This is a genomic window from Parapedobacter defluvii, from assembly GCF_014642075.1.
In the GTDB taxonomy this organism is placed as follows: domain Bacteria; phylum Bacteroidota; class Bacteroidia; order Sphingobacteriales; family Sphingobacteriaceae; genus Parapedobacter; species Parapedobacter defluvii.
Genome location: NZ_BMIK01000010.1, coordinates 104,219 through 127,642, shown reverse-complemented (window position 1 = coordinate 127,642; position 23,424 = coordinate 104,219). Strand labels below are relative to the sequence as shown.

Annotated in this window: 21 protein-coding genes; 9 read left to right on the top strand and 12 right to left on the bottom strand. The window is 48.9% G+C overall.

From position 1 onward, the window contains the following. Nucleotides 1-168: 168 nt before the first annotated feature. Nucleotides 169-1,233: a 3-oxoacyl-ACP synthase III family protein gene (locus IEX60_RS14910; RefSeq protein WP_188751999.1), complete on the top strand. Its 1,065-nt coding sequence runs from the start codon at nt 169-171 to the stop codon at nt 1,231-1,233. Here IEX60_RS14910 and IEX60_RS14905 read toward each other — a convergent pair. From IEX60_RS14905 to IEX60_RS14890, 4 genes are read right to left on the bottom strand one after another with little or no spacing between them, the layout of a single operon-like run. Then, nucleotides 1,221-1,532: a DUF2071 domain-containing protein gene (locus IEX60_RS14905; RefSeq protein WP_188751997.1), complete on the bottom strand. Its 312-nt coding sequence runs from the start codon at nt 1,530-1,532 to the stop codon at nt 1,221-1,223. The two genes, IEX60_RS14910 and IEX60_RS14905, sit on opposite strands and share 13 nt — an antisense overlap. Beyond that, nucleotides 1,522-2,823, bottom strand: coding sequence for a c-type cytochrome domain-containing protein (locus IEX60_RS14900; RefSeq protein ID WP_188751995.1), 1,302 nt, complete (start codon nt 2,821-2,823; stop codon nt 1,522-1,524). Before IEX60_RS14900 ends, IEX60_RS14905 begins: the two co-directional genes overlap by 11 nt. A 10-nt stretch (nt 2,824-2,833) precedes the next feature. Beyond that, nucleotides 2,834-4,351, bottom strand: a complete 1,518-nt coding sequence (locus tag IEX60_RS14895; RefSeq protein WP_188751994.1) for a DUF1501 domain-containing protein — start codon at nt 4,349-4,351, stop codon at nt 2,834-2,836. Between the two features lie 24 nt (nt 4,352-4,375). Further along, complete coding sequence (locus IEX60_RS14890; protein WP_229717583.1) at nt 4,376-7,603, bottom strand: DUF1553 domain-containing protein; 3,228 nt, start codon at nt 7,601-7,603, stop codon at nt 4,376-4,378. Nucleotides 7,604-7,784: 181 nt separating this feature from the next. On the opposite strand from IEX60_RS14890, the gene IEX60_RS14885 reads away from it, so the two are divergent. Next, complete coding sequence (locus IEX60_RS14885; RefSeq protein ID WP_188751992.1) at nt 7,785-9,071, top strand: DoxX family protein; 1,287 nt, start codon at nt 7,785-7,787, stop codon at nt 9,069-9,071. A gap of 9 nt (nt 9,072-9,080) precedes the next feature. On the opposite strand, the gene IEX60_RS14880 is transcribed toward IEX60_RS14885, so the two are convergent. Further along, the gene (locus IEX60_RS14880; protein WP_188751989.1) at nt 9,081-9,263 is read right to left on the bottom strand and encodes a hypothetical protein; all 183 of its coding nucleotides are present in this window, start codon (nt 9,261-9,263) and stop codon (nt 9,081-9,083) included. A 338-nt stretch (nt 9,264-9,601) separates the two neighbouring features. On the opposite strand from IEX60_RS14880, the gene IEX60_RS14875 reads away from it, so the two are divergent. Both IEX60_RS14875 and IEX60_RS14870 read left to right on the top strand, forming a co-directional pair. Next, entirely contained in the window at nt 9,602-10,606 is a 1,005-nt protein-coding gene (locus IEX60_RS14875; protein WP_188751987.1) for a PorP/SprF family type IX secretion system membrane protein, read from the top strand. A 13-nt stretch (nt 10,607-10,619) separates the two neighbouring features. Continuing rightward, the gene (locus tag IEX60_RS14870; RefSeq protein ID WP_188751985.1) at nt 10,620-13,253 is read left to right on the top strand and encodes a T9SS type B sorting domain-containing protein; all 2,634 of its coding nucleotides are present in this window, start codon (nt 10,620-10,622) and stop codon (nt 13,251-13,253) included. A gap of 70 nt (nt 13,254-13,323) precedes the next feature. On the opposite strand, the gene IEX60_RS14865 is transcribed toward IEX60_RS14870, so the two are convergent. After that, on the bottom strand, nt 13,324-13,959 hold the full coding sequence (locus IEX60_RS14865; protein ID WP_229717582.1) for a zinc-binding dehydrogenase: 636 nt from the start codon (nt 13,957-13,959) through the stop codon (nt 13,324-13,326). Nucleotides 13,960-13,996: 37 nt separating this feature from the next. Here IEX60_RS14865 and IEX60_RS14860 point away from each other — a divergent pair, with 37 nt between their 5' ends. From IEX60_RS14860 to IEX60_RS14840, 5 genes are all read left to right on the top strand, one after another. Next, nucleotides 13,997-14,545 carry a hypothetical protein gene (locus tag IEX60_RS14860; RefSeq protein WP_188751983.1) on the top strand — a complete coding sequence of 183 codons (549 nt, stop codon included), beginning with the start codon at nt 13,997-13,999 and terminating at the stop codon, nt 14,543-14,545. A 683-nt stretch (nt 14,546-15,228) separates the two neighbouring features. After that, nucleotides 15,229-15,909: an FAD-binding oxidoreductase gene (locus IEX60_RS14855; RefSeq protein ID WP_188751981.1), complete on the top strand. Its 681-nt coding sequence runs from the start codon at nt 15,229-15,231 to the stop codon at nt 15,907-15,909. A gap of 39 nt (nt 15,910-15,948) precedes the next feature. Further along, complete coding sequence (locus IEX60_RS14850; protein WP_188751979.1) at nt 15,949-16,485, top strand: Crp/Fnr family transcriptional regulator; 537 nt, start codon at nt 15,949-15,951, stop codon at nt 16,483-16,485. A 55-nt stretch (nt 16,486-16,540) separates the two neighbouring features. Further along, a complete protein-coding gene (locus IEX60_RS14845; protein ID WP_229717581.1) occupies nt 16,541-17,077 on the top strand; it encodes a DinB family protein in 537 nt (178 codons plus the stop codon). Nucleotides 17,078-17,177: 100 nt separating this feature from the next. Next, complete coding sequence (locus tag IEX60_RS14840; RefSeq protein ID WP_188751977.1) at nt 17,178-18,092, top strand: pirin family protein; 915 nt, start codon at nt 17,178-17,180, stop codon at nt 18,090-18,092. 68 nt (nt 18,093-18,160) lie between these two features. Here the strand turns inward: IEX60_RS14840 and IEX60_RS14835 are convergent, their stop codons facing one another. The 6 genes from IEX60_RS14835 to IEX60_RS14810 form a co-directional block, all read right to left on the bottom strand. Beyond that, nucleotides 18,161-18,667, bottom strand: coding sequence for an STM3941 family protein (locus IEX60_RS14835; protein ID WP_188751975.1), 507 nt, complete (start codon nt 18,665-18,667; stop codon nt 18,161-18,163). After that, on the bottom strand, nt 18,664-19,221 hold the full coding sequence (locus IEX60_RS14830; RefSeq protein WP_188751973.1) for a hypothetical protein: 558 nt from the start codon (nt 19,219-19,221) through the stop codon (nt 18,664-18,666). The genes IEX60_RS14835 and IEX60_RS14830 overlap by 4 nt, the downstream gene beginning before the upstream one ends. A 98-nt stretch (nt 19,222-19,319) precedes the next feature. Beyond that, nucleotides 19,320-21,242, bottom strand: coding sequence for a sensor histidine kinase (locus IEX60_RS14825; protein WP_188751970.1), 1,923 nt, complete (start codon nt 21,240-21,242; stop codon nt 19,320-19,322). 3 nt (nt 21,243-21,245) lie between these two features. Further along, on the bottom strand, nt 21,246-21,977 hold the full coding sequence (locus IEX60_RS14820) for a LytR/AlgR family response regulator transcription factor (protein ID WP_188751969.1): 732 nt from the start codon (nt 21,975-21,977) through the stop codon (nt 21,246-21,248). A 15-nt stretch (nt 21,978-21,992) separates the two neighbouring features. Beyond that, nucleotides 21,993-22,328: a hypothetical protein gene (locus IEX60_RS14815; RefSeq protein ID WP_188751966.1), complete on the bottom strand. Its 336-nt coding sequence runs from the start codon at nt 22,326-22,328 to the stop codon at nt 21,993-21,995. Further along, a complete protein-coding gene (locus IEX60_RS14810) occupies nt 22,312-23,358 on the bottom strand; it encodes a hypothetical protein (protein WP_188751964.1) in 1,047 nt (348 codons plus the stop codon). The genes IEX60_RS14815 and IEX60_RS14810 overlap by 17 nt, the downstream gene beginning before the upstream one ends. Between the last annotated feature and the right edge of the window lie 66 nt (nt 23,359-23,424).

Below are 23,424 nucleotides of genomic sequence, written 5' to 3'. Positions count from 1 at the left end.
AATTAATTACTTGAAGTCGCTCGGGGTCAAAAAGGGCTTAACGCAGTAAATGTCAAATTGATTTAGGTTCATTTTTCAACTATTATATTGGCCATCCGGTGGAGACCACTGGATGGCTTTTTTTGCAAACCGCCCACATTGCGACTAGCGGATAAACACAGTGATTTTATGATCCGATCCAAAATAATTGCTACCGGCGCATACATTCCCACGGAAAGAATTCCAAACGAATATTTCCTGAACAACACCTTTTTCGAACGGGACCATTCCATTATTCGTAATGCAACGGAAACCGTAATTCAGAAGTTCAAAGCCATTACCGGTATTGCAGAACGGCGCTATGCACCATCGGGTATTACCGCTTCTGACATGGGGTCGATGGCGGCAAGGGAAGCTCTCACCAATTCAGGAATCGACCCCGAATCCATTGATCAGATCATCGTCGCACATAATTATGGAGATATGGACCATCCCGGAGCATCCCGGGATGCTGTGCCTGCTCTCGCCTCGCGTGTGAAACATAAACTTGGCATTCATAACCCACGTTGTATCCCTTATGATATTCTCTTTGGATGCCCGGGATGGCTGCAAGCGATGATTCAGGCCGATCTTGCCATACGGGCCGGTATGGTGCGTACAAGCCTCATTATCGGAACGGAGACCCTTTCCCGGGTGTTAGATTCCTCAGACCGGGATAGCATGATTTTTTCGGATGGCGCGGGTGCCTGTATTTTGCAAGCGAATGGTGAGGACGGCGGCGGGGTTTTAAGCACGGGGGGGAGGTCAGATACCGCGGCGGAGCTTGGATTTATCTTTTCGGGCGGTAGGAATGACGCAGCTGATAGCAAACCGCAGTTCATCAAGATGAATGGACGCAAAGTATACGAGTATGTACTTGATTATGTTCCCCAGGCCATGAAGGAATGTTTCGACCAAAGCGGCGAACCGATTTCAGCATTGAAAATGGTATTTCTCCATCAAGCCAACGAAAAGATGGACGAAGCGATCATTAAGCGGTTTTATGGGCTTTACGATATGGATCCTTTTCCGGAAAACGTTATGCCCATGAACATCGCCTGGATGGGCAACAGTTCGGTGGCCACCATCCCAACCTTACTCCATCAGGTGGTAAAAGGGCAATTAAAATCCTTCGAATTGGTAAAAGGCGATGTTATTCTCATGGCATCTGTCGGCGCAGGGATGAATATCAATGCGGTAGCTTACAAATGGTAGGTAAATCTGGTAGCCCTGTATGCTTCGCTGTTTATATTCTTGTTCTTTTCCATGCCACTACCACCCCGTTTGAATAATGCATGAGGTCTGATTTGTCGGTTAAGCCGAATGCGCCAATTTTTATAGTTCAAGTTCAGCCTTTTTAGTTCGACACGTTTAATTTCCCATTCTTTGTGGTGGATGTCATAACGATAAATTGCTTCTTTTTTGTCAAGGTATAGGCAATAACGTTCCGTTAGCCACCGGTCCCACGCTGTTTTTTCGGCAAGTGGATTTTTCACTTCAAACTTAGTCTCCAAATAGAAATTCTTTATAAATACGTTCCAGCTTTGGATTTTTTCGCAACTTGCTGATCCCGGCTGCCGTAACTGCTGTGGCATTGAGGTTGAGTGCTTCCAGGTATGGCATGTTTTCAAGATAGTCAGCAATGCGGTCCGTCAGGGGGTTGTTTTCCAACCGGAGCTTTTCAAGGTTTGGTAAGTCTTTGAGAAATGCAAGGTCTTCATCTTTGAAATTGTTGTCGGAAAGGTTTAGCCAGACGACGTGATTCCCCACACGCAGCAGTTCTTCGCGGAAGTCCTCCGCTTTCAATCCCGAATGGTCCGGCAGAGTAACATCCAGCACAACGGGTTTCTGTAAGTTGAGGCGGACATTCAGCCCTTTGTTACGCAACGCCTCTACCAGCGCAATATCCAACGTTTCGGGGATGTGTCCGTATTCGTTCGTGTTGCCCAGTGTGGGCAATCCGGCTGGCCCCTTATCCAAGCCAAGCACACTGGCCACCTGCATGAGCAAGGTATCGTTTGCCTGGAGCACCTCCATTGATTTGGCAGTTTCCGCTTGCGTCTGCGCTATCCAATAGGCGATGAGGTTGGTTTCATCTGCTGTAAGGGGCGTTTTGCCATCTGTGGGCATGAATTCCTTATGTGCCGGGTCAAGTGTTATACGCCGGAACAATTCGCTTTCCGCCAGCTTGCCAGGTACAACTGCCGGACCGCTCTTGCCGCCTTCCATGAGTTCGGCGTGGCTCGCGAGCGAAAGTTCGCCTTTCTTCTTACCGGGGCCATGGCATTGCCCACATTTTTGTTTGAGTATCGGATGCACCACGTCTTCAAACAGCAGAGCAGCAGATGCGGACACTGGTTTCTCCCGTTCTTCCTGATGCAGGGTTTGTAAGCTCAGGTAATCGCTGCCGTGTGTGAGATTGCCACCCTGGTGGCCGCTGTAAATGATCAGCGCCGTCATCCCAATGAGCAGGCCCGAAAATATCCGGGGAGAAAAGGTGTTTATCCGTATCCGGATATACAAGAGGATTCCAGCACCTACAGCCAGTGCAATGCCCGACACCTTGTGGCGGTTTAACAATACCTCGTCATAATCGCCCGTCAAAGACAGGAGATAACCAAACAGGCAAGCGACTACGGCCGATAGGAAACCGACGAACAGCACGAAAGGCACAGCCTGCCGTAAGTAGTGGAAACGCGCTCTCCATGCAGCCAGATCCAGCAAAACAGCCAGTAGCAAAAATCCGATTGGAAGGTGAACGACAATAGGGTGCAGCCTGCCGAGAAAAGTAAGGAAATCCGACATGAAACGAAAATCAGCTGAGAATATCTTTTACCACATTTCCGTGAGTATCCGTGAGCCTGAACCTCCGTCCCTGGAACTTATACGTAAGCCGTTCATGGTCAACACCCATCAGGTGCAACAGCGTTGCCTGGAAGTCATGCACGTGTACAGGATCTTTCACAATGTTGTAACTGAATTCATCGGTTTCTCCATAGGAGAAGCCCGCTTTCACACCCGCTCCCGCCATCCACATGGTAAAGCAGCGCGGATGGTGGTCCCGTCCGTAATTGGTAGGGGTAAGCTGTCCCTGTGAATACACCGTACGGCCAAATTCTCCACCCCAGATGACGAGCGTGTCTTCGAGCAATCCCCGCCGTTTGAGGTCGGTAATCAGCGCTGCCGTGGGCTGATCTGTCTGGTGGCATTGATTTTCAATACCGGAGGGCAGCCCGCCGTGGTGATCCCACCCTTGATGATACAGCTGCACAAACTTCACATCTTTCTCCAGTAACTTCCGCGCAAGGAGGCAATTGGCGGCATAAGTACCGGGGTCGCGGCTATCCGGCCCATACAGCTCAAATACCTCGTTTGGCTCATCGGCCACACTCATAACGTCAGGCACGGATGTCTGCATCCGATAGGCCATTTCATATTGAGCAATCCGCGCATCTACTTCGGGATCGCCGTAGGCACTGTTTTGCAGCTTGTTGAGGCGGGTAAGGTAGTCCAGCATTTCTTCCCTGTCCGTTCCATCGTATCCATCCGGATTATTGAGGTAAAGGACGGGGTCTTTGCCCGCCCTGAATTCTACCCCCTGATACGCTGACGGAAGAAAACCATTCCCCCACAGCCGGGTATACAGGGGTTGATCTTTGGGTGCATTTTTGGATACCAACACGATGAACGAAGGCAAGTTTTCATTATCCGTGCCGAGTCCGTAACTAAGCCATGAGCCGATCGAAGGCCTTCCCGGAAGCTGATTACCTGTCTGGAAAAACGTAATGGCGGGGTCGTGATTGATGTGCTCTGTGTGCAAGGATTTGATAATGCAGAGCTCGTCTACGACCTTGGCCGTATGGGGTAGCAGCTCGCTCACCCATGTACCATTCTTGCCATACCGGTTGAATTTGTAGAGCGATGGCACCATCGGGAATTTGCTCTGGCTGGCACTCATGGCAGTAAGGCGTTGCCCTTGGCGGACGGAACCCGGCAGGTCCTGTCCATACCGGTCAACGAGCGCCGGTTTGTAGTCGAATGTTTCGATTTGGGACGGCCCGCCGCTCATGAAAAGGTAGACCACTCTTTTCGCTTTGGGTGCAAAATGCGGCAATGCATTGATCACGTCGTCAATCGCAGCCTCGGAAGCGGCCGCTGATGGCGTTCCTTTGCCGGAGGCCCAATTTTTGCCCAATAAGGAACTCAACGCTAACGCACCGATGCCGAGGGAGGTTTTCGTCAGAAAATTACGGCGGTCTAACCGTTTGTTCAGTTTGTCAAATGCCGGCGTATGCAAGCGGAAATTGTTTTCATCGTCATGATGGTGTGACATGATCTCAACTGTTTTGTATGATACTTATCTTTTCGTCAATGCCGCATCCGAATTTAAAATCGTGCTGGCTACTACCGTGTTTGCCGCGAGGAGGGAGGCATCCAGATCCTTGGAAGGCCGGTGCTGACCCACGGTCAACCACCCCCGTGATTTATTCGGATCAGCGGCAAACTTCTTGCGTTCCACTTTTTGCAGTTCCATCAACAGATTTAATTCTTCACGCGCAGGATGCCTGCTGGTGAGGCGTCTGTAGGCTTGTGTGATGGCTTGCTTGGTATCGGCAATTTTGGTCATTTCTTCTCCCATTGCGCGGGAGGCTTCTACAAATGTAGGGTCATTCAACGTCACCAGGGCCTGTAACGGCGTGTTTGTTTTTTGTCGCCGGATAACGCAATAGCTCCGGGAAGTGGCATCGAAGGTGCTCAGTGTCGGGTGCGGTACAGAACGTTTGATCATTACGTATAAACTGCGGCGGTAAATGGCATCTCCTGTATCCGGCACATAGGTGGTGTTGTTAATCTCCCAAAGGCCCGGCGGCTGATAAGGTTTCACGCTTTTACCCCCAATACGATGATCGAGCAGTCCGCTAGCCAGCAGCACATTATCCCGGATCATTTCGGCAGGCAACCGATAGGATGGACCGCGTGCTAACAATCGGTTTTCCGGATCCCGGTCCCTGAGTTCGGGGGCTGTATACGAATGCTGCCGGTAGGTGGCAGACATGACCATCATTTTCATTAGTTTCTTGACGTCCCAGCCCGATTCCCGGAAGGTCACCGCCAGCCAGTCCAGCAGCTCCTTGTGGCTAGGCATTTCACCCTGATTGCCGAAGTCTTCTGCCGTTTTAACCAAACCGGTACCAAAAAGGTTTTGCCACATCCGGTTTACGGCCACACGGGCAGTGAGGGGGTTATCTTCGTGGGTTAGCCATTGGGCGAGGCCATAACGGTTTCGGGGAAGATTTTCCGGAAAAGAAAGTATGGAAGCAGGCGTATTGGGATATACCTTTTCGGTGGGTGCGTCGTATACGCCGCGGTCCAGCACATAGGCCTGCTTCGGCACATCCATTTCCTGCATTACCATCAGTTCCTTCAATGCTTCGGTAGAGTCAGCCTGTCGGGTACGCCATTGCTCCAACTGTCGATGGGCCGCCAGTACGTTGGGGTCAGCGGTGGAGAAATAATAGGCCCTGAGGATGTTTACATCCGCTTCGGTGAGGAGATTCCGGTCTTTACTCGCAACAGGCTTCCATGCAGCCTTTCCGGCGAGCACGCTTACTTCGTAAGGAGTCAACGCGCGGCTGTATACGACGATGTTGTCTGCCAAGCCATCTTTGAGGCCGAGGCCTCTTGCCCATCCGCCGATCTGCAATCCATATTGTGGCATCCCCCCGGTGAAGATAATGTCTTTATACAGGTTGTCCATTTGAGTGTCCATCTCGGCTGCTTTACCGTCGAGGAAAAATTGAAGCCCTGCGGCACGCGAGGAACCATCGTAGGTCATGGTCATTTGCACCCACCTGTCCCGGGGGATGGTATCGCGGCTGATTTTAATGATCGCATTTCCCGGGGCTGCGTGGGCCATGCTCATTTCGACCCGGCCATTCTTGAGATAGAGGTGATACCCCTTGAAATTAAAGTGCCGCTCTCCATAGCCCTTATGTAGAATGACACCTTCCTTCATTCCGGCGGGGATAAATACCTCCATCCCCACGGTGAAGGGCTGCGACCTACGGAAAATGCCCACTTGGTTAAAATCCAGCCAGGCATCGCCATCAAAAGCCAACGCAAACCCTGCTCCATGTTTCACGAACACCGGAGGCGCTTTTACCTCACCGGCTTCTACCTTGAATATGCCACCGTTAAGGTTTTTCTGGTCGAACGTATACCGGGCCTGGAGGCCTTCTTTGGGTACGGTCACTTCGTTCAGTTTTTTGTATGTGCCGGAAGCTAACCAGTGTTTAAAATCTGTATCGGCATGCACAATGGCCTGCTCCACTTGTTGTTCAGATTCAGCAACATGTTTATCGATGAAGCGCAACATGGCTTCCTGTTCTTCCGTTGGCAGCAAGAGGGTAGGTGCAGGGGGAGTATCGTCCCACGATATCTGTCCGGCTTCGGGGATGTTATTAAAGAAGCTGTAAAGCTCAAAATAATTCTTTTGGGTAACGGGATCGAACTTATGGTCGTGGCAGCGGGCACAGCTAACGGTAATGCCCAGGAATGCATCCCCAAAGGTGTTTGTGCGGTCCATGACGTACTCTGCCTTGAACTCCTCCTCAATGATGCCTCCTTCCATATTTTGCTGGTGATTGCGGTTAAAGGCCGTTGCAACGATCATGTCTCGGGTCGCATTGGGCATCATGTCACCCGCTAGTTGCCAGTGGACAAACTGATCGTAGGGCAGGTTTTGGTTAAAGGCCTTGATGACCCAATCGCGGTAGGGTGACATGTCGCGGATGCGGTCAACCGTATAGCCGTACGAGTCGGCAAAGCGGGCTACATCCAGCCAGTCCATTGCCATCCGTTCTCCATAATGCGGGGATTGTAACAGCCGGTCTACCTGTTTTTCGTACGCGTCCGGCGACTCGTCTTTTAGAAACGCTTCGATCTCTGCGAGCGTCGGCGGCAATCCCGTAAGATCAAGGCTGAGCCTGCGTAATAAAACCTCTTTATCAGCTTCTCCCGAGGGCTGTAACCCTTCCCGGTGCAGGCGGTAGAGGATAAAGTTGTCGATTTCATTACGAACACGCCAGTTTTTGTCGGGCACCTTCGGCGGAGTCGGCTTTTCGGGTTTTACAAATGCCCAATGGGGCTGATATTCTGCACCATCCTTAATCCACTTTACCAGGATTGCCTTCTCTTCCGCGCTGAGCGTAAGGTGAGACTGCCGGGGCGGCATCCGATAATCAGGGTCGGCCGCCACGATGCGGTGAAACAGCTCACTCGCATTGAGGTTTCCCGGTTTTATAGCCACTTTTCCAGGTGTTTCGGGTAGCTCTGCATAGGCTATTTCTGCGATGTCTAACCGTAACCCCGCCTCCTGATTGGCTTTATCGGGACCGTGGCAGGAGAAGCATTTGTCAGACAATACCGGTTTAACGTGTGTATTATAATCCAATTTGTCGGGTAAGGTATCGTATGCCGCTGCCACATCATCGGGAAGTGGCGCGGAGCAGCCTGCGCAGACAATCATCAATAAAAACGTAAAAAAATAATGATTCATCGTTTCCCCGTCGATCAATAAGGCCATAATCAGGCCATGCTTATAACGATTAGCTGTTATAAAAGTAGGGTATTAATTTGGGAAATTAATGTAAAAATCGAATTTGGAAGAATATTCGTTATGCAATAGCTATGTCTGTTTACCGAAATTTTCCTTTAATTTGTTAGTAGCCCAAGGCTGTTTATACTATATTTCGTTAGGTTTAGTTATGCAAGTTGAATCCCCTTACCAACCCTGGACCATCCGGCAATTGCTTTGGTTCCGTTTTTTTCTGGTGTTTTTTAGTCTATATATCTTTCCCTTCCCACTGGGTCATGTACCCGGTTTGCATATTCTGACGCAGTGGTACACCCGTATTTGGCATGCGGTAGTTCCGTGGGTAGGCGCTCAGGTATTGAAGCTCGATGAACCCATCACAATATTTTTTAGCGGTAGTGGCGACAAAACCTATGATTATGTCTTCCTGTTGATTGCATTTACCTGCTCCCTGGTGGCGGCTACGCTATGGACCCTGCTTGCCCGGCAACGCCGGTCGCATAACCAATTGCTGGAGGTATTGCGTATTTACGTCCGTTATTATTTAGGAGTGATGATGCTTATGTACGGCATGTCAAAGGTATTTCATTTGCAGATGCCTTCGCCTTCGCTGCTGCAGCTCCTGCAGCCGCTGGGCGATAAATCGCCTATGGGCCTGGCTTGGACATACGTGGGGTATTCCCCCGCATTCAGCATGTTTGCAGGATTGTCTGAAGTCATTGGCGGGATGTTGCTGTTTTTCAGGCGTACAACGCTGTTGGGTGCCTTGCTGGTGGCTATCGTAATGGTAAACGTGATGGTAATGAACTTTACCTTCGACATTCCAGTCAAGCTTTATGCTACGTTGTTGGTACTGATGGCGGTTTTTCTTATTGCTCCAGATACCAGGCGATTGTTGCAGGTAGTCTTATGGAATGAAGCAACCCAGCCCCGCCGGCCGTACGTTTTCAAGCTATCCCGTCGTTGGCGGATCGTGGCATTGATAGTGAAAATTATCTTTGTAGGGGTCATATTCGGAGGCGATGCTTACAGCTCCTGGCGGGCCGTTCATACGTACGGCGATCGCCGGCCCAAGCCACCGTTATATGGCATCTTTGATGTAGACCGGTTCGTGCTGAGAGGCGATACCCTGCCGCCGCTGACCACAGACACCAAAAGATGGAAACAACTGATCCTGCAGTCGCCGGACTACGTGCATGTCAAACTCATGAATGATTCTTTGGTATACTATCCCTCTTCGTGGGATGAGGCCACCCATCGGCTCAGCATCAAAGGTACGCAAAACGGTGAAACGGTGGGTATGTTTACATATAAGCAATCAGATACTTCCGAGTTGCAATTGGATGGGGTACTTCATAAAGAGGGGATGGTTATCCACTTACGGGAGCGTGATCTCCAGACCTTCCGGCTGCTGAACAATCGGTTCCGTTGGATACAAGAGTATCCATTTAATCGGTGATATCTGCTGTTAGTTGTTTTTTAAGTTCTTTACTGTGGCTGAAATACAAAAAACAAAAGCTATGACATAAACAACGGCTAATGCAGGCTTTTCTAATTTAAAGTTTTGAAAGTCGAATTGCTTAAATAATGCCGCACCTATCACGATGGCGCCGATTATAAAAACAATTAATAATCCCTTTTTATTTTTCATGATTTAGCGTTTTATTAACCATCAAGTCAACCATTGCGCCGAATGTACAGAAATAAAATAAGAAGGAACAAGTGGTTGGATGCAAGAACCCGTATTGAGTAACAACATTTGCAAATCCCAAAACGATGTTTTATCTTGCACATCACAACGACCTTATAAAACTAAAAGGCCCGAAAAAAGAGAGAACAAACAAAATTGTCATCAACATCTCATCCGTCAACCGCCATGCGTAAACGTTATCCTTACTGTTTCTCCATCTTCGGATCCGTGCAACCGGCGGATATCATTACACTGGCAACTTAGGGATTCTCACAGACTAATTGATCCAAGGAAACTGTATGTACGCAAGATCTGCCGGTATCTTCCTCCTTTTCCTTAGTATGTCATCCATGCTGTGGGCACAACAACGTCCACAGTATACACAATACATCTTCAATGGATTTCTGATGAACCCTGCCGTGGCAGGCATTGAGCGCTATGTTGATGTGAAGCTCGGAGGGCGTAGCCAATGGCACGGCTTGGAGGGAGCACCGCAGACGGCATACCTGTCGGCGCATATGCCGATCGGTGCCCGGCACATCCAGGACGGTGCCACGTCTTTCGGAGAGGGGGGATACAATCCCTACAGCCGGGGGTACAGCCACCGGTACCGAGCTTCGGAACCCCACCATGGTGCAGGCGTTATTGTGCAGCACGACCGTGCGGCGCAGTTTGTCCGTACCGATGCGTTGGTGGCCTACGCCTACCACCTGCGTATAACCGAAACGGTGAATCTTTCGGCGGGTGTAAATGCAGGCATCTCGCAGGTGCGGTTGGATATGGCCGGTATCAGCACACCGGACGATCCCGTGCTGGCCGGCTATGCCGACAGCCGCGTGGCTCCGGAGCTGGGATTGGGTCTCTGGCTGTATGGCGCACGCTTTTTCGCAGGCGTTTCCGCACAGCAGCTGCTCGGTAACCCGTTGGCATTTTCGGATAATGCCCGGCGTCTCGGTGGATATCAGCAATTTTTTCTTACGGCCGGGTACAAGCTGCACCTGGGCGGCGATATGGCGGTTGTGCCCTCGGTGCTGTTCAAACAAATGGCGCGGATGCCGTTTGTGGGCGATTACAACGTCAAGCTGGCGTTCCGGGACCGCCTTTGGGTGGGCGGCGGCTACCGCAACCACGAATCCTTTTCGGCGATGGCGGGTATTAATATCAGTGCATTATTGAATCTCAGTTATTCCTACGATTTCAGTACCGGACCGGTACGTACGCTGGCCCACGGCAGCCACGAGGTGGTGCTGGGTTTCCTGCTCAACAACCGGTATAAGGTATTTTGCCCGCAGGTGATGTTTTAATCCGATCCGAATTATGAAGCATATTGTTCAATGCTGGGGTTTGTTTTTTACGACGTTGCTTTTGAGCAATCCGCTATTTGCGCAGCTTAACTTACATATTGATGCACATTTCTTTGCGGGCAAGAAGATTCTTAAGGTGGAAACCACCTGGGACAATTACGTGTGGGTGCTGGGTGAAAATAATTTCATAGCCAGGATATCACCGGATGATCAAGTAAGAGATTTCACGTCTTTTTTTGCTGACTATTCGACAAAGCCATTTACGGATATCAGTTCACGTTCAGCGGATACGTTGTTGTTGGGTACGGATGGGGATTATGCGTTTTTGTTGATGGGGGAAGAAGTACGCCGCTATGGAGCAGAGACGGGGTTGCATGAACCTAAAATTACTTCAGTGGCTATCCCAAAGCAATATCATATCCAATATCATTATAGTTCTTTACAATGGTATGAAAGCGCCCTATCTATAACGACACCGAATTATTCTTACGGTACCGATAACGATTTGGAAATACTCCCTCCGGATCCGGCCAATACGAACCCAATGTTAATCCGGCAAAATGACCGAAAATTGCTTACCTATACGCTTTTCTACGGCGAGACCGGTATGGGTGGAAACTGCCTTGGTACCGAGGTCAGCAATATGAACTTATTTGTCTTTCACAACGGCGGCGGGACGCTACGTGAGGTGCCGATAGACTTACGCGCAACGTCCGCCGATGCTATTCGCACCATGTATGTGTCGCCGAGGATGCGCGAGCTTCCATTATATGATGACTTTGCTATATTCTGGGCCGGGAATGCCGGCCTGAATTCCTTATTCAATACACGTAATTGTTATGCCCGCTCAACGCCTATTGCTTTTTTCGATGATAAACGAGTGAACGCTATCAATGAGCTACATCTCCTAGGTGCATTGACCGATGATTATTTATCCTATATGCTGATTGGTACAGACCACGGGCTTTTCGTTTCTAATGAGAGCCAAAAACAGCAGTTTAGCACACAATACCATAACACCGTATTAGGTAGCCGTGAGGTATACGACATGGAGTCTGTCAGTGACGGGGTACCCATTGAAGTGAATGGCATGCATGCCTATGCCCCCTTTCCGATCTGTGAGCAGTATATGTACGTGGCTACAGACGATGGATTATTCAAAATGACCTATTCGATTGAGGCGGCATCTTATGAACACGTAGGGAGTACCCTGTATTTCAACGGCGGTCATTTCAGTGAACAGACGATCAACATATGTGGCAGCGGGAACGATGTATTAACCCTAGGCTTTTATGAAGACGCCGATAACTTCATCCAATGGCAACGTAATGGTCAGGATATCATCGGTGCCGATACGAATTTTGTCTACCTTACTGAACCGGGCACGTATCGTGCGGTCATGTGGTTCGGTTGCGAAAACATCGAACTCTATTCCAAAGAGGTTACCGTTGAGATGGCAGATACACCGAAATTTACGTTTGACTATCCGGATACGGTAGACCTTTGTGAAGGTGGTACATTCCCGATGGAAGTAAAAAATGCCCAAGGAAACTATTCCTACCAATGGTATAAAAACGGGGAAGCATTGATAGGCGAAACCAACCCTACTTTCTCTGCAGCGGAAGCCGGAAGGTACGCCGTGGGGATCAGCGCGTGCGGCGACAACTTCGTTTTCTCCGATCCGGTAACGGTCCGCTTTCACCGTTTGGAAAAGCCGGTTTCCCCCGATGAGGATGTTCTGATGTGCGAAGGTGAGCCGGGGATGATCAGGGTAACCGGTTACGCTCCGGGGACAACCAAGCGGTGGTACCGGGATGGGGTGCTTTTACACGGCGAGTCTGATACGACCTTGGCGGTAACCCAGTCGGGAGCATACTCCGTCGAGATTGTAATCGGATCCTGCTCGGTGAGATCCGATCAGTTGATCGTTCGCTTCGTTGCACCACCAGTGGCACAAATCAAAGCGGCAGACGAAGGACCTCTGTGTTACGGAACATCGACAACGTTGACGGCTGACCATGCGGCTGGTGAAACCTACGCGTACCGATGGTCAACGGGGGAGACCTCCCGGAGCATCGAGGTGAGCAATCCAGGTGTATACACGCTTGTATTGACCAACGCGGCCGGCTGTTCAGACACCACCGAGATCGACCTTCCTGTTTATGATCCGATACCGGCCCCGCAGATCCGCGATACGGTACTCTGTAGTGCAGCGCATGAGACCATCCGCATGGAAGCTCCCGCGGGTTACCGGGCTTATCGTTGGAATGGCGGTGCCAACAGCGGCCGTTATTTTGACGTTTCCGCCCCGGGTATTTATTCGTTGGAAGTACAGGATGAAAAAGGCTGCACGGTCACAACGACATTTGAGGTGAGGCCATACTGCGAAGATATCCTCATCCCGAACACCTTTTCACCCAACGGAGATAATTTCAACGACACGTGGATAATCGGTGGTCTGGAAGACGTGGCCGCTGTGGTGACTGTTTTTGATCGCAATGGACAGATTGTATTCCAGTCTCACGGCTATGGCGTTCCGTGGGACGGTCTATACAAAGGTAGGTTGGTGCCGGTAGGTGCTTATTATTACCACATTACCATGCCTGAGGGCAGCGGTTTTAAAGGTGCGCTAAACGTATTGTATTAGCAGCGATTTCATCGAATGCAAGCAGTCAAAACTCAGAGGCGGCACACCAGCAGATATATCGATCAAGAATTCATTCGCCCCATGTCATAGCTACTTTTCCGCGGGTACGCATTGCTTCGATGTAGCGTATGGCCTCCGGGATTTCCCGGTAGGAATAAGTCCGGTCAAGGTGGACCCTAACCTTACCGTCTTTAATGAGCGAGGCCAGTGTCTCTAGATCAGTGGCGTTGGCTTCGGCGTTGACCAGAGCAAGGGGAAACCGGCCCAAGGCCTTTCTCAGGGACAGGCCGAACAGGTTACCGACGGTCGTGAAACCGACCATCACACCCCGTTTTCCCCACCGCTTGTAGTCCGCATAGGTCAGGTTGCCGTGCGTATCCAAAACCAGATCAAAAGTACCATCCAAGCTGTCTATACCCCCCTTGTCATAAGCAATTACCCGATCGGCCCCCAGCGCCATCACGAAATCAACATTCCGGCTCGAACAGACCGCGGTAACATGTGCGCCGCAAACTTTGGCGATTTGTACGGCAAAATGGCCCACTCCGCCGGAGGAGCCATTAATCGAGATATCGCCAATATTTTTGCAGAAGGAAGAATCGGCCTTTCCAATACCGCGAAACGGCTGTTTTACCATTTTGGGGAGCAATTGACCGTTGAGCAGAACAGCTATGGCGGATTGCAGGTTTCGTTTCAGATTCCCCACTAATGGATTTGTCGTTCATTTTCACGTTAGATAGAACATGAAGTACCTATTTTGCGGATTTCTGTTGTGTATGCTGGCTGGCTGCAAAAATGATACAGCCTGTTCGGACTGGGAACATCCCGAGCCGTATTGGCGGGTGTTCCGGAATGGAACATACCATGAAGGCCTTACCGGAACATACGGTTACCAGCTTTTAGGAGATCTTTGGATCACCGGATCACATGCCGACGGTCATGTCTTTTCGGTTTTCATCTATGGTCCATCCGTTCCCCAAATCGGTTTTTACCCCTGGCATGATGGCAGCGGTTATACAGCTGCTGCCGATGGGAAAGGTTACATGCTTTACCTAGCCGGCAGGCGATATCCCGAGTATGCCCCGGAAACTTGGTGGCGACGTTGCGTTGTCACCGGGCCGGAAAATCAGGCCTCCCCGGGAGGGATCACCATTCGTCGTGTCCAAGCGATCCATGGAACGATGTACATCGAAGGCACCCTCACTGCCCGTTTGTGGGATGGGCATGGCCAATGCAACCCTGAAGCGGATAGTGACGTCCGTATTGACTTCTTATTGGCCCCGAAACGTTAGATTTCCTCATCACCACCAATGGATTTTCATGCATTGATAGTTGATTAATGTTTTTAACAAATTCAAAATATGGCATTAAAATGCTGTAATACATGTATATAGTGATAAGTTTTTAAGTGTGTAATAATTACACTAAGGTTACAAATGATGACGTAACAAGCGGTATCTTTGCATTAATTATTTAGATACTATATATTAACATTATTTTAACTTATCATGATCGACGAGATTTTAGAAAAAAGCGCAGAGCAAAAACAACCTGTCCTTTCAAACACAATCTTATCCGCTAAAAGCAAGTCTGCTTTTATCCCTTCTCGTTTCTCAGTCAGAAGACTTAGAAAACATCCCGGAATACAAGCTAACCGAAATCCCATTGTCATTAGTTGACGTAAAACCCATTTTTGATAAAGGGGCTGGCACAGCGGTAATCCATTGTGGCAGCCCTTATTATATCTGCTATCCCGATCTAAGCCCTCATCCATATATTCCCACTCCGTAAACTAAATCTTCCTACGCCTGTTACTGCCGGTCATGAAAGTACAGTAGTGACTCCACCCCATAGCAAAACCGTAGCCTATAAGCAATTGCCCATCTCGTATTCACTTTATAGTTCTATTTTCCTAATTTAGTCGTAGTTTGCGGAATTAAAATGAGAGAAGAAGTAAGTTAAGCAACTATACAGAATGATAACCAACGTCATCACCGACATTTACGATTTAAAGATTTTAGATACCAGTTACGTGACGCATAACGTAAAACGTTTTGTGTTGGAAAAACCGGCAGGTTTTTCGTACATACCCGGACACTCCACGCATTTAGCCGTTAATGCACCGGGATGGGAGGACCAATGGCGCAATTTTACATTTACTTCGCTTAATTTCTGGAACTATCTTGAGTTTATAATAAAAATCTATGACGATCATAACGGCGTCACCCAGCAATTGGGCAAGCTGAATGCAGGGACTGCCATACGGATGAAAGATGTGTTTGGAACCATTGATTATAAAGGCCCTGGTATTTTTATTGCAGGGGGTACCGGCATTACTCCGTTTATAGCCATCTTCCGGGCTTTATACTACAGTGGCAATATGCGAGACATTGGCTTGTTCTATTCCAATCACTACCACAACGATGTGATTCTGCATGAGGAACTTACTCAAATGCTGGGTAAAAATTACGCCAATTTTTTCAGTAAAGAAGGCGTAATCGGTTTTGGTGAAAAAAGAATAGACCGCGATTTCCTGGTGAAGGCCATCGGAGATTTTGACAAGCGGTTTTATGTATGCGGGCCGGAAACATTTGTCGATGATATCAGTGGATACTTAATAGAACTCGGTGCACGCATGGATGCGATCATTATTTAAGAATTGCCATTTTATATAACACACTGAACTGGTGACCGAATGAATGCCGTTGGTGAATTGTACAATCGGATTGAAAACCTCAATTTGTGGGAGAAGTCCATCGTCGTGGAAAGAAACAAATACCTCGCTGAATACGGTGCGGTTGAGAAGAAACTCTACTACATCGTATCGGGCAGCTTGAAGGTCTGTATGAGGGACGGTGAGGAAGAACACATTGTGAGGTTTGGGTACCAAGGTGATTTTATTACGTCGTTGGACAGTTTTATCAGCGGAAAACCATCTGATTTTTACATCCAAGCCATCAAACGGACCGAGGTGAAAGTCATTTCCAAAGCGGCTTATTTGTCATTCATTGAGCTGAATCCGGCGAACAGACAATTATGGCAGGCTATGCTGGAACAGCTGGTGCTTCAGCAACTGGAACGCGAAAAGGACATGCTCATCAGCTCACCGAAAGATCGGTACCTGCGTGTATTGAAACGAAGTCCGCAATTGTTTCAGCAAATTCCGCATAAACACATCGCATCCTATTTGCGGATGGCCCCGGAAACGTTGTCCCGCCTTAAAAAATCTTGACTTCAATCAATTATTATTTGCGGGAAATACAGGAGCTTTGCCTTTAAAATCGTGTATGATAAATGTGGAAGAGTTATTGACCGAATTGAGCGGTCTCACACAGCAACACATCCGGGAGGTACAATCATTCAAGGAATTGCCGCAGGAGTTGCTGAACCGGAAGCCCGCCGCTGGCGGCTGGAATATACTGGAATGTGTGGAACATCTAAACCGGTACGGGGATTTTTACATTCCGGAAATTGAACGCTGCATCCGAAATGCAAAATGCCGGCCATCGGCTGTTTTCAAGCCCGGCCTTTTGGGAAATTATTTTGCGAAAAGCATGCTGCCAAAAGAGCGGATGAACAAAATGAAGACGTTTAAATCGATGGATCCAGCGGATAGCCCGCTTGACCCTTCCGTGTTGGATAAATTTATTCATCAGCAGGAACAGTTGCTCCAACTCCTCGAAGTTTCTAGACAGACGGACCTAACCGGGGTCAAAACTTCGATATCGATCTCAAAATGGATAAAACTGCGCCTTGGAGATACACTCAGGGTGGTGGTCTACCACAACCTGCGGCATGTCGTACAAGCGCAGAAGTTGGGTTAATGCCTTCAGAGATAGCGATCTCAACGATGCGAAAAAAGATGATAAAAAAATCAATAATTTATCTAAGTTTGATATCTAATAGTGTTTAAACGTTGAATCTATGCTCGATATCGTTATAGAAACCCGGCAGGCCGAAATTGCACCAGGTTTTGCCGTTAAGCGTATACTTCCATACCGGCTTCGGAGAATGGTTGGGCCGTTTATTTTTATGGATCATGGCGGCCCGGTAACGATTCCTGCAGCGGCTGTAAACAATTTGGACGTGTTGCCGCACCCGCATATTGGCCTATCCACAGTCAGTTATTTGTTCAGTGGCCATGTGACCCACAGGGACAGTCTTGGCGTGGAGCAGGTGATAAAACCCGGTGAGGTCAACTGGATGACTGCCGGCAAAGGCATTTCGCATAGCGAACGATTTGAAGATCCGGCGATGCTGAACGGGGGAGAACTGGAAATGATACAGACATGGGTGGCACTCCCCGAAAAAGATGAAGAGAGCGACCCTTCCTTTAACAACTACAAGGCTGAACAATTGCCCGTTTTTACGGACACGGGTATTTGGATGCGTTTGATTGCAGGCGATGCCTATGGATTGAAAAGTAATGTCAAAACACATTCTCCATTGTTCTATGTACATGTCGTACTGGAACCCGGTACTCATTTTGGGCTGCCCATTGGACATAGTGAAAGAGGGGCATACATTGCTCGGGGTAGCGTCGAAGTAAACGGGATTACGTATACCGCAGGACAACTGTTGGTATTCACCAAGGGGGTCGATCCATTGATTATTGCCTGCGAACAAACCACGTTGATGATGCTTGGAGGTGAACACCTGGGCGAACGGCATATCTGGTGGAACTTTGTTTCCAGTAGAAAAGAGCGGATTGAGCAAGCTAAGGAGGACTGGAAACACGGGCGTATTGTGTTGCCACCCATGGATAATGAAGTGTATATACCTTTACCTGAAGGCCGTGGCAAACCCGCAGGCGACCCGCCCCCAAATGCCCTTTCCTGATATAACGTAAAACCTATCCTAACGGGCTTTTACAGCCCGACATTAATGAGCTGAAAATACTGGAGACCTCAATGATATTGATGATAATACTGCATGATACAAGTCTCCATTTCATGGAAATCAATGTCTAGTTCGTCGGCATTCAATGGAAGACCTTGTGCTGAAAGTATTTTCCGGACCTGCCGGTTAGCTATCTTCGCGGCATACTGCCCCGGCACCGCCAGTTTGACAAACAACTGGTTGCTGCCATGAACCGTGCCGGTCTGGATAGCTGCTATATCCCGCCATTTGATTTTCCCAACGGTTTTTCCAAGAATCGTTCCTTTGAAATAGAGGCCGTCGGCATCCAGCTCTAGGCCAGTCTGCTCCCGGCTAGTCATTCTTAGAAGCTGAGCCAGGGCCATGCTGCCGCCACCAACCGTCACACTGGCAAATACCAGTACGTACCCGGTTTTTATCCCTCCGGATTGTAAGGAAACGTACAGCATGGCACCGCCCAGCACTGCCACCAGTACACCCATAATGAGGATTTTCCGGCGCTTTTTAGGATTGAAAAGAAAGGTTCGCTTGTTCATTCTGTTTCGTTAATCTGTTCGTATTCTTCGATGGAACGGCCGGTCTTGCTTGCCCCAAAAAATAGGATCCATAAGGTATGGTCGCTGTAGCGGTGGATTCCGACCCGATTGTTCTTCAGTGGAGCCAATACGGTGATCGCTTCTTTCACGTCGAAATAGATAACCGGAATGGGAATCATCTTTCTTTTCTTTTCCAAAATCAGGTATTTGTCGCGTTTGCGGACAGGAACGTTGAAACCTGCGATACGTTGCTGCTGCTCGTATGCCTCGACTTTCAAAAGGGCTTCGGTTGCCAAAGCCAAGCGGATGATCGCCTCGTCGCGAACGGGAGGCAGGGTATCCTTTTCCGGACGGTGTGCCGCCAATCTGTCCCATAGGCGAGAACGCACAACGGTGTAACGCTCCGTGATTTCTGCGGGTGTATTGGAATAGCCCACACCGCTAAACTGTGCTGTGATGACAGCCGGCTGCTCCGAAAATTTTTTGGAAAGCTTGCGGGTAGATGTGCAGCTTGCCGATGCTACCAGGAGCAGGATATAACCTATAACTCGCATAGATCTATACTTTTATAAAACAAGATAAGGATGGAGAGGGAATACACTGAAAATGGTTTTAGATTTGCGGGAAAAGATTTACGATTCGTGTATCAAAGTCAGGAAACGGGAATCATCAGCGTTACGCTTGTGCCGCCATCCTCATTTTTACGGGTTTCGATGCGGGCTTCTTTGCCCAATAGTGCCAGCCGTTCGCGGCTGATGATGCCGGAGAGTGAACGGTGGCCCCCGGTCGTATGCTGTTGCCTTCCGGCACGGCCGCTATCGGTGATTTCTACATGAAGCATATCCCTTTCTTCCGAAAATACGATGTGTACAAAACCGTTTCCTGATTTCATATCCACACCATGGAGAATGGCGTTCTCGACAAAAGGCTGTAGAAGCATCGGCGGAATCCGGATTTCGTCGGTTTCCATCCCTTCCGGCACGCGCAGGGTGTAGGTAAATGCATTTTCAAAGCGCATTTGCTGCAAGGTCAGGTAATATTCCAGCGTTTCGACTTCCTGCGCCAACGAAACCAACTGCTCCCTGCTTATTTCCAATGAATTCCGCAACAGTTTGCTGAATCGGCTCAGGTAGCTGATAGCCTCTTTTGTGCGACCCTGCCGGATGTAATGCTGCAACGCAGTAAGTGTGTTGAAAATAAAATGCGGTTCCATCTGTGTACGCAGCAGTTGCTGTTGCAGGATGACCTGATCTTTTTCTTGCTGTATACGCCTTTGCCGGAATCCGTAATAGATGAAAAACAAAACCATCGCCAACAGGACCGCTGCCAATAGGCTCACCATCGTCCACAAACGGTTTTGCTGCAGTTCCAGTTCCTTGATCTGTAAACTTTCGTTCAATTGCTGGATCGAACGTTCCTGCGTCTGGATTTCATACAAGCTATTCATTTCAGCGATAGCCTGCGTATTTTGCCGGTCATAGAGTTCGCTTTGCAAGCGAATAACTTCGTTGGCCGAGTGCAGGGATGCTTTCAGATCGCCCGAGAGCGTATAATAATCAGCCCGGTTCTGGTGGTACACGATGAGGTGGTCGTAATCAAGGACCGTTTCATTTTTTGAAAGCAGGAGGTTGGCTTTGGCAAAGTATTCCGTTGCCTTGGTCCTGTTTTGCTGAGCGGTATAAATACCGGCAATATTCACGTAGGAAATGAACAGGTTATTGAGTATCACACTGCCTGATTTTCCACTGTTCGGCGCATTTTCCATAGGCGCTGTTTTGAGCAACTGGTATTTCAATGCCGAATCCGGTTCACGCTTCAAATCATAAAGCAATGCTTTACTTTCGTATAGAAAATAAGGGTCATAAACGTCCGGATATTGAATTTGAAGCGCCTCTAACCGCTCAATATAGTGGGCGATGCTGTCTATGTTGCCCTTGATGTGGTAGAGATTTTGGATCAGTTGCGTGATCGGCCGATGCCGGTTGATGTGTTTTTCGGGCAATAGCTTGGAGAGAAATAAGGCTTCCCGGTTCATTTCCAACGCCAGATCCAATCGCTGGAACTGCTGGTTGCTCTGTGCAGCAGCCAACAGGATAGCGGTTTTTGCCGATGGCTCCAGGGCAACGGAAGTATCCGCCAACACGATGGCAGCAGCTTTGTTGTAGTAATAATTGGCGCGGTGCAGGTGCCCTTCGGCAAGGCTTAGGTTTCCGATACCCTGGTAGATCCGGGCTTTCTCTTCCCAATGCCCTTTTTCGGCTTCGATGCGTTGGAATGCTTTTTCTAGATGCAGGGCGGAAGAATCGTTCTGCTTGGTCATGCCGTACAAGCGGGCCAGTTGGTAATTTACTTTGGCCGTGTACAGATTGCTTTCTTTCACCTGCTGCTCGTCGAGCAGTGTTTTCCACGACCGCACGAGCGAGTCTTTATTGTCCGGCGTCAAGAGAATCGGTTGCAGCTGCCGGATTTTTTCTTCAATGGAGCCGCCTGCTACCCCTACAGCTGTTTTCCGGCCGCAGGAAAAACCGACGATGAGCAGGAACAATAACGAACCATATGTTAAGAGATTCCTCATCACTTACCGGATCAATCTGTTCAGGATATCCTGTTTCCTGCGGGATGAAATCGGTATTTCTTCGCCTTTATCCAGCACTACGGTCGTATGACTGATCAGCAACTTTACGTAAACCGTATTGATGACATAGGATTGGTGGGTACGGAGAAATTGTGCCTCGGGTAGCATGCTTTCATAAAATTTCAAGGGTCTGGAAGCGGTTTCTTTCTTGCCGCTTACAAGGAAAAAATGCGTGTAAGGTCCGTCGCCCCGGCAATACCTGATATCAGCCAACGGTATAATCCGAACCTCACCAACCGAGGGCAACGCGATGTGTTGTGGTGCCTGCTTTTTTTGCAGGGCTGATTCAGTCAACGAAAGCTGTTCCCTGGAAGCCAGCTCATTCAAGTTCCGTACACGCTCAATTGCCTCCTTGAATTCCTGCTCATCAACCGGCTTCAACAGGTAATCCAATGCGCCGTATTTGATTGCCCGGATGGCATACTGGTTGTAAGCCGTTACGAAAATAATATGCTTTGGGATGGTTTGGAGCCTATTCAGGATATCGAATGCATTGCAGTCGTACAGGTTGATGTCCATGAAAACCAGATCCGGCTGTATACGGCTGATCAGGTGCAGCGCTTCATCCAATGTGCCGGCATTTCCCATTAGCTCGAAACCTTCTTCCTGTCCGATCAATACCTTCAGTTCATTTATGGCGGCTGGCTCGTCTTCTATGATAACTACTTTATTCATCACTTGCGCGTAAAGTTAGCTTATTTTCTTTGCCAACGCAGCAAATCCAGTCCAGGCGATGGTCAGCACGACGAGGAAGACCGCCACCCATTCCATATCGGACGACCAATGTCTATCCAGCGCAAAATTCCGGTAGGTGTAATAGGCCGCAGTCTTATTCGCAGGATAATCCGCGGGCATATCCTCCATACCCAATGGCGATTCAAAATAATACTGAAGCGCGGGACGGTGCTTGACAAAAAACCGGAACTCACCCGAAAACTCATCATCCACCGCAAACCCGGTCATCAGCCAAGTGATGAGCAAGAGGCCACCAGCTATATAGACGTGCTTTTTAGTGGTTTTCTTCATCCTCGGGGCGAAATGTCTTTCGGATCATCGTATCAAACTCCTTGTCGTAGTAGAGATAGGAGGAATAAGGATCCGAATTGGTTTTTAGCTCAATGAGTTGCTGTGCCGATGCGGCATAGGCGGCCAATGATACGGCTTCTTTGGGGAGGGCATAGGGGTCTTTATAGACCGTGAACAGGATTTTGGAATAGAACACTTCGTTGAACAAAATCCTGCCTTTATTCGCATCGTCGAAACCGATGACGATGATGCGTTCTCTTACGTTGCCCGTGCTGTTCTTTTCACTCAGCACCACTGCCAATTCCTGCTTCGGCTGGTCGGTATATTGGTTCAGTCCGGTAAAGCTGGCAAGCCGGTACACCTGCGCGGTATTCCGTCGGTCGTTGACAAAGGCAAAGCTGCTGCCTTCATTGCTCTTGAAAAACTCCAAAAGTACCTCTTTGATGGCCAAAGGCGTATCGCGCTGCCAACTCACATCGGGGTCGAAATAATTAGCATACTCATTTCTGAAATCACACTCATCTTCCACCTCAAGGCTACCTCGCTTGTTGGGCGAGAGTTTTAAGTATTCCACCTTTCCCTGTTCGGCCAGGCGCAGGTAGGTGGTTAATGGGGGATTATCCGGATAGATCTTGACCGGGCTGAAGCGGGCTTTCGTTTCATAAAAGCTCACGCCTTTTTGCTCCGTTTGCTGGATTTCTTCGCCATAATGGATGAGAAGTAGGGTGTCGGGAATGCGGCTGTATGCCGCAGCGGCAGTCTGGTCAAGTAACGAGCCCTTGGTCATATAACCCATGTCGCCATAAAAATACAAACGTTCACAGCTGTATACGGCATCTGCAACCTCAGGATGTCCATAGTATTCAGCGGCCGATTGGTCTGCGGTTTCTTCTGAATCATACATATGTGGGTTTTGCCATCGATGAACGAGGCGCTCTACCTCATGTCCGAATAAGTAATAGCCTGCGGATCCCACGATAATGAGGCTCAACAGTACGATCGCGACATTCTTTTTGTCCACTTTCTTCATAGCTTTTCTTGTAAAAGACGCGTTCAAAGTAAGTGGATTTCCATTTTTGCCTGCAAAAGTTTTACG

Coding starts and splice junctions, on each gene's coding strand:
- IEX60_RS14860 (WP_188751983.1), top strand. CDS start 13,997: ATGAAGTACCTATTTTGCGGATTTCTGTTGTGTATGCTGGCTGGCTGC.
- IEX60_RS14895 (WP_188751994.1), bottom strand. CDS start 4,351: ATGTCACACCATCATGACGATGAAAACAATTTCCGCTTGCATACGCCG.
- IEX60_RS14815 (WP_188751966.1), bottom strand. CDS start 22,328: ATGAAGAAAACCACTAAAAAGCACGTCTATATAGCTGGTGGCCTCTTG.
- IEX60_RS14840 (WP_188751977.1), top strand. CDS start 17,178: ATGCTCGATATCGTTATAGAAACCCGGCAGGCCGAAATTGCACCAGGT.
- IEX60_RS14900 (WP_188751995.1), bottom strand. CDS start 2,823: ATGTCGGATTTCCTTACTTTTCTCGGCAGGCTGCACCCTATTGTCGTT.
- IEX60_RS14880 (WP_188751989.1), bottom strand. CDS start 9,263: ATGAAAAATAAAAAGGGATTATTAATTGTTTTTATAATCGGCGCCATC.
- IEX60_RS14830 (WP_188751973.1), bottom strand. CDS start 19,221: ATGCGAGTTATAGGTTATATCCTGCTCCTGGTAGCATCGGCAAGCTGC.
- IEX60_RS14870 (WP_188751985.1), top strand. CDS start 10,620: ATGAAGCATATTGTTCAATGCTGGGGTTTGTTTTTTACGACGTTGCTT.
- IEX60_RS14875 (WP_188751987.1), top strand. CDS start 9,602: ATGTACGCAAGATCTGCCGGTATCTTCCTCCTTTTCCTTAGTATGTCA.
- IEX60_RS14855 (WP_188751981.1), top strand. CDS start 15,229: ATGATAACCAACGTCATCACCGACATTTACGATTTAAAGATTTTAGAT.
- IEX60_RS14850 (WP_188751979.1), top strand. CDS start 15,949: ATGAATGCCGTTGGTGAATTGTACAATCGGATTGAAAACCTCAATTTG.
- IEX60_RS14890 (WP_229717583.1), bottom strand. CDS start 7,603: ATGGCCTTATTGATCGACGGGGAAACGATGAATCATTATTTTTTTACG.
- IEX60_RS14910 (WP_188751999.1), top strand. CDS start 169: ATGATCCGATCCAAAATAATTGCTACCGGCGCATACATTCCCACGGAA.
- IEX60_RS14885 (WP_188751992.1), top strand. CDS start 7,785: ATGCAAGTTGAATCCCCTTACCAACCCTGGACCATCCGGCAATTGCTT.
- IEX60_RS14845 (WP_229717581.1), top strand. CDS start 16,541: ATGATAAATGTGGAAGAGTTATTGACCGAATTGAGCGGTCTCACACAG.
- IEX60_RS14835 (WP_188751975.1), bottom strand. CDS start 18,667: ATGAACAAGCGAACCTTTCTTTTCAATCCTAAAAAGCGCCGGAAAATC.
- IEX60_RS14810 (WP_188751964.1), bottom strand. CDS start 23,358: ATGAAGAAAGTGGACAAAAAGAATGTCGCGATCGTACTGTTGAGCCTC.
- IEX60_RS14825 (WP_188751970.1), bottom strand. CDS start 21,242: ATGAGGAATCTCTTAACATATGGTTCGTTATTGTTCCTGCTCATCGTC.
- IEX60_RS14820 (WP_188751969.1), bottom strand. CDS start 21,977: ATGAATAAAGTAGTTATCATAGAAGACGAGCCAGCCGCCATAAATGAA.